This window comes from Streptomyces hazeniae (genome assembly GCF_031845485.1).
Taxonomy (GTDB): domain Bacteria; phylum Actinomycetota; class Actinomycetes; order Streptomycetales; family Streptomycetaceae; genus Streptomyces; species Streptomyces hazeniae.
Window position 1 is genome coordinate 1 of the sequence record NZ_JAVREQ010000147.1, and the last position, 470, is coordinate 470.

1 protein-coding gene is annotated in these 470 nt (G+C 61.7%); it reads left to right on the forward strand.

All coding sequences use genetic code 11. The features are described 5' to 3' along the window. Positions 1-337: 337 nt before the first annotated feature. Positions 338-470: rod shape-determining protein (locus tag RM572_RS29040; RefSeq protein WP_311676342.1), on the forward strand; the 133-nt coding region annotated here is incomplete at its 3' end.

Below are 470 nucleotides of genomic sequence, written 5' to 3' on the forward strand. Positions count from 1 at the left end.
GGAGTCCGCAGAGCGAGAACTGAAGCTTTTCTTTCCGGGACTTTCCTGACCCGATCGGCCAAACAGCGCTGCCTGGCGGGGGCGACCGAAGTAATTCGGTCGCCCCTCGGCCTAGGGTTCCCTCTAGCGGGAACGCATCCCTCCGACGTAACGTCACCATGGGTGGAAAGGGCACCCGTTCCGCCCACAATGGCGAAGGGCCCTCGCGTTGTGTCCGTGCATACGGCACTACGATGGAAGCTTACACGCCCGCAGAGCCAACCTCGCCTACCAGAACAAGCCATCATCGCTTCCTGGGAAGGCGCGACGCATCCTCATGGGGATCAAGGGGAACTCAATGTCGTTAATCGGCCGTGACATGGCTATCGACCTCGGGACTGCCAACACGCTGGTGTACGTCAGGTGGCGCGGCATCGTCCTGAACGAGCCGTCCGTCGTGGCCATCAACACCAACACCGGCGGCATTCTGG